We start from the raw sequence: 7,253 nt of genomic DNA, 5'->3' as shown, positions 1-7,253 counted from the left end.
ACTCTCCTACTTGTTAAAAATTTCATCCTGATAATTTTAAAATTATTAGGATGGATGTTTTTAAGGTTGTTAAACTCTTTTTAGATTGCAATCATTCTTTTAAAGTATTTTAAAAACTCAGCTAAGATTAACAATAAATCATTTTAAATTATTTTAATACGATTAAAAAGAAGTGAAGAGGATTGAAGATTAATACATTTGGTTGCGAAGGGGAGATTTGAACTCCCGACCTTCGGGTTATGAGCCCGACGAGCTAACCACTGCTCTACTTCGCGGCATATAAGATATTTGAAATATAAAATAAGAAGTGGATGGGGTAAAGGGATTCGAACCCCTGAATGACAGGACCAAAACCTGTTGCCTTACCGCTTGGCGATACCCCAATAAATATTTTTTAAAAGTGTAATTATAGTGAATTTTAATTTATTTGTCAAGCAATTTAAGTTATAATTTTAAAAATTTTAAGGAAATAAAGATGAAATTTGTTAACGTAGAACAAGCGATTAGGGATTTACAAGCAGGGAAAATGCTTGTAATGGTAGATGCAGAAGATAGAGAAAATGAAGGCGATTTAATCTTTCCTGCGCAATTTAGCACTCAAGAAAAAGTAAATTTCATGATAAAAGAAGCTCGTGGTGTGGTTTGCGTAGCTTTAGATGAAACTTTGGCAAAAAAATTTGAACTTCCTTTAATGGTGCCTAAAAATACTTCAAACCACGAAACCGCTTTTACCATAACCGTAGATGCAAAAGATGCTACAACGGGAGTTAGTGCTTATGAAAGAAATATGACTATACAAATTTTTGCTGATGATAATGCTAAAGCGAGTGATTTTGTAAGACCAGGACATATCAATCCTTTAATCGCAAAAAAAGGCGGAGTTTTAGAACGCACAGGTCATACAGAAGGTACGGTTGATCTTTGTAAATTAGCAGGATTAAAAGGTGCTTGTGTGATTTGTGAAATCGTAAAAGATGATGGAGATATGGCAAGAAGAGAAGATCTAGAATTTTTTTGCCAAAAGCATGATTTAAACATGATAGCCGTAAGTGATCTTATAGAATATCGCCTAAAACATGAAAGCCTTATTAAGCTTGAAGAAAAAAGTCAAAGTGTTTTAGCAGGCTTTAAAGCAGAAAAATTTATCTTTAGCGATCATAATCAAACCCAACATATAGCTTTTTGCTTTAAAGATATAAAAAAATGTGAAAATGTTAAATTTCATATCAGTGGTAGTGATTTTGAGCTTTTAACTTCAGATAAATTTTCAAAACTTTTAGAGCAAATCAAATTTCTTAGTGAAAATGGTGGCGTTATAGTTTTCATGCAAGGAGAAAAATCCAGTACCACTCAATACAAAAACTATGGTATAGGAGCACAGATTTTAAGATATTTTGGTATAGAAGAAATTAAACTTTTATCTCAAAGTTGTGATAAAGACTATATAGGCTTAGAAGGTTTTGGTTTAAATCTTAAAGCTTGTAATTTTAACTAAAAAGGAAAAAAATGACTTTAAAAGAACAAATTTTAAACGATATCAAAGAGGCAATGAAACAAAAAGATGATTTTAAAAGAGATAGTTTAAGAACTCTAAATGCAGCTTTTAAGCAAATAGAAGTGGATGAAAGAATAGAATTAGATAATGAAAGAATTTATAAAATCATTGCAAGTGAAATCAAAAAACGCAAAGACGCAATCGAACTTTATCTTAAGGCAAATCGTGAAGATTTAGCACAAAAAGAACAAAATGAAATAAGTCTTTTTGAAATTTATCTGCCTAAACAACTAAGTGATGAGGAGTTAACTTTAGCCTTAAAACAACTTATAGAAGAATTGGGTGTAAGTTCACTAAAAGAACAAGGTTTGGTAATGAAAGAAGCTAAAATAAAATTAGGTGCGAGTGTTGATGGTAAAAGACTTAATTTAGCACTTAAAGAGCTTTTACAATAATTTTTTGGAGTGTTATTATGAAAGAGTTAAGCGGTTCAGCAATGATTTGCGAGGCTTTAAAAGAAGAAAATGTTAAAATTGTTTTTGGCTATCCTGGAGGCGCTGCGCTTAATATTTATGATGAAATTTACAATCAAAAGTATTTTAAACATATTTTAGTGCGTCATGAACAAGCGGCTTTGCATGCTGCTGATGCTTACGCAAGAATGAGCGGAGAAGTGGGCGTAGCTATAGTTACAAGCGGACCAGGTTTTACAAATACTATTACAGGCCTAGCTACGGCTTATAGTGATTCTATCCCTTTAATATTGATTTCAGGGCAGGTGGCAAATTCTCTTATTGGTACAGATGCTTTTCAAGAAATTGATGCAGTAGGTATTTCAAGACCTTGTGTAAAGCATAATTATTTAGTTACTTGCATAGAAGAGTTTCCACGCATTTTAAAAGAGGCTTTTTATATAGCAAGAAGTGGTAGACCTGGGCCTGTGCATATAGATGTGCCAAAAGATGTAAGTGCAACTTTGGGACTTTGGGAATATCCTAAAGAAATTTCTATGAAAACTTATAAGCCTGTTTATAAGGGTAACTCAAAGCAAATTAAAAAATTTGCAGAGCTTTTAAAAGAAGCAAAAAGACCTTTATTTTACTTGGGTGGAGGTTGTATCAGTTCTAATGCAAGTGAGCAAATCAGAGAGCTTGTAAAATTTACAAAAATTCCAGCAGTTGAAACCTTGATGGCGCTTGGAACTTTAAGAAGTGATGATGTTTTTAATCTCAAAATGGCAGGCATGCATGGAAGCTATGCTGCTAATATGGCTTTAAGTGAGTGTGATTTGCTTGTGAGTGTAGGAGCGAGATTTGATGATAGGATTACAGGAAAAACAAGTGAATTTGCCAAACATGCGACTATAGTTCATGTTGATATTGATCCTAGTTCTATTTCAAAGATTATCAATGCGCATTATCCTATAGTAGGAGATATTAAAGAAGTTCTTAAAGAGCTTTTAGAAGAGCTTAAAAAGGAAAATTTCAACACAACTTTTAAAGAATGGCACGAAACTTTAAAGCGTTATAATGAACTTTATCCACTTTCTTATGAAGATAGCAATGAAGTTTTAAAACCGCAATGGGTGATTGAAGAATGTGCGAAGATGGCTCCTGATGCAAGGATTATTACCGATGTGGGTCAGCATCAAATGTGGGTAGCACAGTTTTATCCTTTTAATTATCCAAGACAGCTTGCAACAAGTGGAGGGCAAGGAACTATGGGATATTCTTTGCCTGCTGCTTTGGGTGCAAAGCTTGCTGTGGATGAAGAAGTGGTGATTAATTTCGTAGGTGATGGATCGGTTTTAATGAATATCCAAGAGCTTATGACTGCTCGTGAGTATGGTATAAAAACTATAAATATTATTTTAAATAATGCCTTTTTAGGTATGGTAAGACAATGGCAAAGTATGTTTTATAAAGAGCATTTTTCACAAACAGATTTAAGCACTCAGCCTGATTTTATCAAAATTGCTCAAGGCTTTGGTTGCGAAGGTTATGAAATTTCAAGCAAAGAAGAATTCATTCAAGCTTTTAACCAAGCTTTAAAAAGTGATAAAACCTCTCTTTTAAATGTAAAAATTGATCGCTTTGAAGATGTTTTACCTATGGTGCCTGCAGGAAGTGCGATTTATAATATGATTTTACCAAAGGCAAAGGATAGACAATGAGAAGGGTTTTATCGGTAATTGTTTTAAATGAGCATGGGGTTTTATCTCGTATAGTAGGACTTTTTTCAGGAAGAGGTTATAATATTGACTCGCTCACAGTAGCACCTTTGGAAAATAAAGAATTTTCGCGTATTAATATAGTCACTTCAGGAAATGAAAGAACTTTTGAGCAGATAGTCAAACAACTTCATAAGCTTATTCCTACTTATAAAGTGATAGAAAGTGAAGAATTTATTGACAAAGAAATGGCTTTGGTGAAAATTCCTTTAAATGAAAATTTAGGTGGACTTGATGCCGTTTTGAAAGCTTATAATGGTACTATTGCAAATAGTAATGAGAATTTTTTGTTTTTAATGGTTGCTGATGATGCAAATCGCATTGATAATTTTTTAAAAACAATTAAAAAATACAATCCTAGTGATATAGTTCGCAGTGGATCTGTTTTGATGGAGATTAAATGAAATTAAGTGAAATAGCAGAATTTTTAAGCTTAGAGTATAAAGGTGAGGATATAGAAATCAGTGCTTTAAATTCTTTATTGAAAGCAAATTTTACAGAGCTTACTTATTGTGATGGTGAGAAAAATACCAAAGATATACCTCACACAGGAGCTGCTGCTATTTTAGTATCTAAAGAATATGAAAATTTAGTACCTAAGGACACTAAAGCTTTGATTACTCAAAATCCACATTTGAATTTTGCTTTTTTAAGCAAGCTTTTTGCTAAGCCTTTGATAAGCACAGCTAAAGAAAAAGTGCAAAATATCGCAAAAAGCGCAAGAATTATGCCTAATGTCTATATAGGTGATAATGTAAATATAGGTGATAATGTAATCATTATGGCAGGAGCTTATATAGGCGATAATGTCAGCATTGGTGATGAGAGTATTATCCATCCTAATGTAGTGATTTATAATGACACTAAAATAGGTAAAAAATGTCATTTGCTTGCCAATTGTGTAATAGGAAGCGATGGTTTTGGTTATGCGCACAATAAAAGCGGCGAACATTATAAAATTTATCATAATGGCAATGTGATTTTAGAAGATTTTGTAGAAGTGGGGGCTTGTACAACTATAGATAGAGCAGTTTTTGATAGTACTATTATCAAAGCAGGCACTAAGGTAGACAATCTAGTTCAAATCGGACATAATTGCAATATAGGTCAAAATTGTATCATTGTAGCACAAACTGGAATTTCAGGTTCAAGTGAGTTAGGACGCAATGTTATTATGGGTGGTCAAAGTGCAACGAGTGGACATTTAAAAATAGGCGATTTTAGTACTATAGCTGCAAGAGGCGGTGTGAGTAAAAATTTAGAAGGCGGGCGCGTTTATGGTGGTTTTCCTATCATGCTTCAAAAAGATTGGCTAAAACTTCAAGCTAAAATAGCAATAAATTTTAAAGAAAAATCACAAGATTAGCATCGCATCGCCATAAGAGTAAAAGCGATATTTTTCTTTTATGGCAAGTTCATAAAGTTTTAAACACTGTTCTCTACCGATAAAAGCTGAAACTAGCATGATAAGAGTAGATTTTGGTAAATGAAAATTGGTCAAAAGATGATTTTGTCTTATAGGTGGATTTTGCGGGTGTAAAAAAAGATCACAAAAACCATTTTTTGTTTTAGTTCTTGCGTAATATTCTATAGTTCTTGTTACCGTTGTTCCTACGCCTAAAATAGCTTGTTTTGAATCTATAATTTCACATGCTTGCTGCGGAATATTAAAAAATTCGCTATGCATTTTATGCTCTTGTATATTTTCACATTCTACGCTTTTAAAGGTTCCAGCTCCTACATGTAAGGTTAAATGGTAAATTTCGTGTTTTTTTCTTAAATTTTCAAGCATAGTCTCACTAAAATGTAAACTTGCAGTTGGAGCAGCTACCGCGCCTAAATTTTTTGCAAAGATACTTTGATAATCTTTCAAATCACTTTTTTCATCCTCCCTTTTAATATAAGGAGGCAAGGGTATATGTCCTATCTTGTCAAGCAGGTTATAAAGATTTGAGGTGTCTAAGGTTTTATCATTTTGAAAAAATTGAACTTTTCGAAGACCATCATCTAAAAGTTCTACAACGCGCGCTTTTAAATCCTCTTTAAAATATAAGATTTCATCTTTTTTAACACGCCCTTTAATTTGAGCTAGAAAAAGCGGATTGTGAGAATTTAAAAAAGGTTGATGTAAGAAAAGCTCTATTTTTCCTCCGCTTGCTTTATTGCCATAAATTCTTGCTTTAATAACTTTAGTATCATTGAAAAAAATCGCGCAGTTGGGTAAAAAGTCTTGTAAATTTTTAAAAGTAGTGTGAAAAATTTCTTTGTTTTTGCGATCAAAAACCAAAAGCCTAGCATCTTCTTTTGGATTTGTAGGATAGTTGGCTATGAGTTCGTTAGCTAGAGTGTAATCATAGCTTGAAAGAAGTAAGTCTTTATTCATCGCTTTCTTTATCTTTTGGGGCAGGATTTACCTTTTGAACAATTAAAATAGAAAGTCCATAAAGTCCACAAAGTGGTCCTGCCATTAAAAATTGAGATAAAACATCAGGTGGAGTCATAAAGGCTGAAAAAACAAAAATAACTAAAACAGCTATGCGAAAATGGCGTTTTAAAAAACTATCATCTATAAGCCCGATTTTAGCAAAGAAAAAGGCAATTACAGGCATTTCAAAAGCTAAACCAAAAGCCACAACAACTTTTGTAAAGAAATCTACATAAGTTCCTATGGTAATCACAGGATTAAAATCTTCATTTAAACCAAAATTAATCAAAAATTTAAAAGCCAAAGGCACTACAACAAAATAGCAAAAACAAGCCCCTAAGGCGAACATAATGCTTGCAAAGCTAACAAAAGGCACCACAAGGCGTTTTTCATTATCGTAAAGTCCCGGAGCTACAAATTTCCAAAATTGCCAAAAAATTACAGGTAAAGAAAAGATAAAGGCCGCAAAAAAACTAACTTTCATTGCAGTAAATAAGGCTTCTTGTACTTCAATTACATTCACATGTTTGGCTACTTCGGGCAAAACAGCTATAAGTGGAGCTTTTAGAATATCTAAGATATAGCTTCGTAGAGCAAAACATACAATAAACATAACTACAATGCAAGCAACGCTTATAAAAAGGCGTTTTCTAAGTTCTATTAAATGAGGTCTTAATTCTTCAAACATTTATTTTTCCGTTTTATCTTGTGTTTCTAATTTGCTAAGATTTGGTTTTTCTTCTGTATTTAAATTTTGTCCGCTAAGGTTATTTTTTGTGTTATCATCTCTGCTATCAAAGGTTAAATCTACCTTTGTTTTATCTAAAATATCTCTTTTAAGGTCATCAAATTCTTCAAAACTGAGTTTTTTGCGTATGTTTTCATTAGTGCTTGAAAATTCATCTTTGTATTTCTTAGCTTCTTCTTTTAAGTCATTGATGCGTATTTCTTTTTCTATGCTTGATTTTGCATCATCTATGTTGCGTTTTACAGCTTTTAGAATTTTTGCTATTTGTACTATAGCTTCTGGAAGTTTATCAGGCCCTAAGACTAAAATCGCTACAACTAAAATAACTATAATTTCACCAAAACTCATTAATCGT

At 32.5% G+C, this 7,253-nt stretch carries 7 protein-coding genes, 2 tRNA genes and 1 pseudogene; 5 read left to right on the top strand and 5 right to left on the bottom strand.

Annotation, left to right across the window (positions count from 1 at the left end):
• Positions 1-199: 199 nt before the first annotated feature.
• Together AJ939_RS04140 and AJ939_RS04135 are read right to left on the bottom strand one after the other, a co-directional pair.
• Positions 200-275: transfer RNA gene (locus tag AJ939_RS04140), tRNA-Met, on the bottom strand.
• Between the two features lie 33 nt (positions 276-308).
• Positions 309-383: transfer RNA gene (locus tag AJ939_RS04135), tRNA-Gln, on the bottom strand.
• A gap of 92 nt (positions 384-475) precedes the next feature.
• On the opposite strand from AJ939_RS04135, the gene AJ939_RS04130 reads away from it, so the two are divergent.
• From AJ939_RS04130 to lpxD, 5 genes are read left to right on the top strand one after another with little or no spacing between them, the layout of a single operon-like run.
• Positions 476-1,495, top strand: coding sequence for a bifunctional 3,4-dihydroxy-2-butanone 4-phosphate synthase/GTP cyclohydrolase II (locus AJ939_RS04130; protein ID WP_070233245.1), 1,020 nt, complete (start codon positions 476-478; stop codon positions 1,493-1,495).
• Positions 1,496-1,506: 11 nt separating this feature from the next.
• Positions 1,507-1,950: a GatB/YqeY domain-containing protein gene (locus tag AJ939_RS04125; RefSeq protein ID WP_002852081.1), complete on the top strand. Its 444-nt coding sequence runs from the start codon at positions 1,507-1,509 to the stop codon at positions 1,948-1,950.
• Positions 1,951-1,967: 17 nt separating this feature from the next.
• The gene (locus tag AJ939_RS04120) at positions 1,968-3,668 is read left to right on the top strand and encodes an acetolactate synthase large subunit (RefSeq protein WP_002881862.1); all 1,701 of its coding nucleotides are present in this window, start codon (positions 1,968-1,970) and stop codon (positions 3,666-3,668) included.
• The gene (gene ilvN, locus AJ939_RS04115; RefSeq protein ID WP_002852211.1) at positions 3,665-4,129 is read left to right on the top strand and encodes an acetolactate synthase small subunit; all 465 of its coding nucleotides are present in this window, start codon (positions 3,665-3,667) and stop codon (positions 4,127-4,129) included. The genes AJ939_RS04120 and ilvN overlap by 4 nt, the downstream gene beginning before the upstream one ends.
• Entirely contained in the window at positions 4,126-5,091 is a 966-nt protein-coding gene (lpxD, locus tag AJ939_RS04110) for a UDP-3-O-(3-hydroxymyristoyl)glucosamine N-acyltransferase (RefSeq protein ID WP_070276038.1), read from the top strand. Before ilvN ends, lpxD begins: the two co-directional genes overlap by 4 nt.
• On the opposite strand, the gene queA is transcribed toward lpxD, so the two are convergent.
• The 3 genes and pseudogenes from queA to tatB form a co-directional block, all read right to left on the bottom strand.
• The gene (queA, locus tag AJ939_RS04105; protein WP_002881861.1) at positions 5,080-6,108 is read right to left on the bottom strand and encodes a tRNA preQ1(34) S-adenosylmethionine ribosyltransferase-isomerase QueA; all 1,029 of its coding nucleotides are present in this window, start codon (positions 6,106-6,108) and stop codon (positions 5,080-5,082) included. The two genes, lpxD and queA, sit on opposite strands and share 12 nt — an antisense overlap.
• Positions 6,101-6,838: a twin-arginine translocase subunit TatC gene (gene tatC / locus AJ939_RS04100; protein WP_002856930.1), complete on the bottom strand. Its 738-nt coding sequence runs from the start codon at positions 6,836-6,838 to the stop codon at positions 6,101-6,103. Before tatC ends, queA begins: the two co-directional genes overlap by 8 nt.
• Positions 6,831-7,246, bottom strand: a pseudogene (gene tatB / locus AJ939_RS04095) (Sec-independent protein translocase protein TatB). Before tatB ends, tatC begins: the two are co-directional and overlap by 8 nt.
• Between the last annotated feature and the right edge of the window lie 7 nt (positions 7,247-7,253).

The organism is Campylobacter sp. BCW_6889 (genome assembly GCF_001762535.1).
In the GTDB taxonomy this organism is placed as follows: domain Bacteria; phylum Campylobacterota; class Campylobacteria; order Campylobacterales; family Campylobacteraceae; genus Campylobacter_D; species Campylobacter_D jejuni.
Note: the sequence above shows the minus strand (reverse complement) of the source record. Positions and strands in the feature narration are given on the sequence as shown.

Excerpts from the sequence above, each read along its gene's own strand:
- AJ939_RS04130 (WP_070233245.1), top strand. The coding sequence starts at position 476 with ATGAAATTTGTTAACGTAGAACAAGCGATTAGGGATTTACAAGCAGGG.
- AJ939_RS04120 (WP_002881862.1), top strand. The coding sequence starts at position 1,968 with ATGAAAGAGTTAAGCGGTTCAGCAATGATTTGCGAGGCTTTAAAAGAA.
- queA (WP_002881861.1), bottom strand. The coding sequence starts at position 6,108 with ATGAATAAAGACTTACTTCTTTCAAGCTATGATTACACTCTAGCTAAC.
- ilvN (WP_002852211.1), top strand. The coding sequence starts at position 3,665 with ATGAGAAGGGTTTTATCGGTAATTGTTTTAAATGAGCATGGGGTTTTA.
- tatC (WP_002856930.1), bottom strand. The coding sequence starts at position 6,838 with ATGTTTGAAGAATTAAGACCTCATTTAATAGAACTTAGAAAACGCCTT.
- lpxD (WP_070276038.1), top strand. The coding sequence starts at position 4,126 with ATGAAATTAAGTGAAATAGCAGAATTTTTAAGCTTAGAGTATAAAGGT.
- AJ939_RS04125 (WP_002852081.1), top strand. The coding sequence starts at position 1,507 with ATGACTTTAAAAGAACAAATTTTAAACGATATCAAAGAGGCAATGAAA.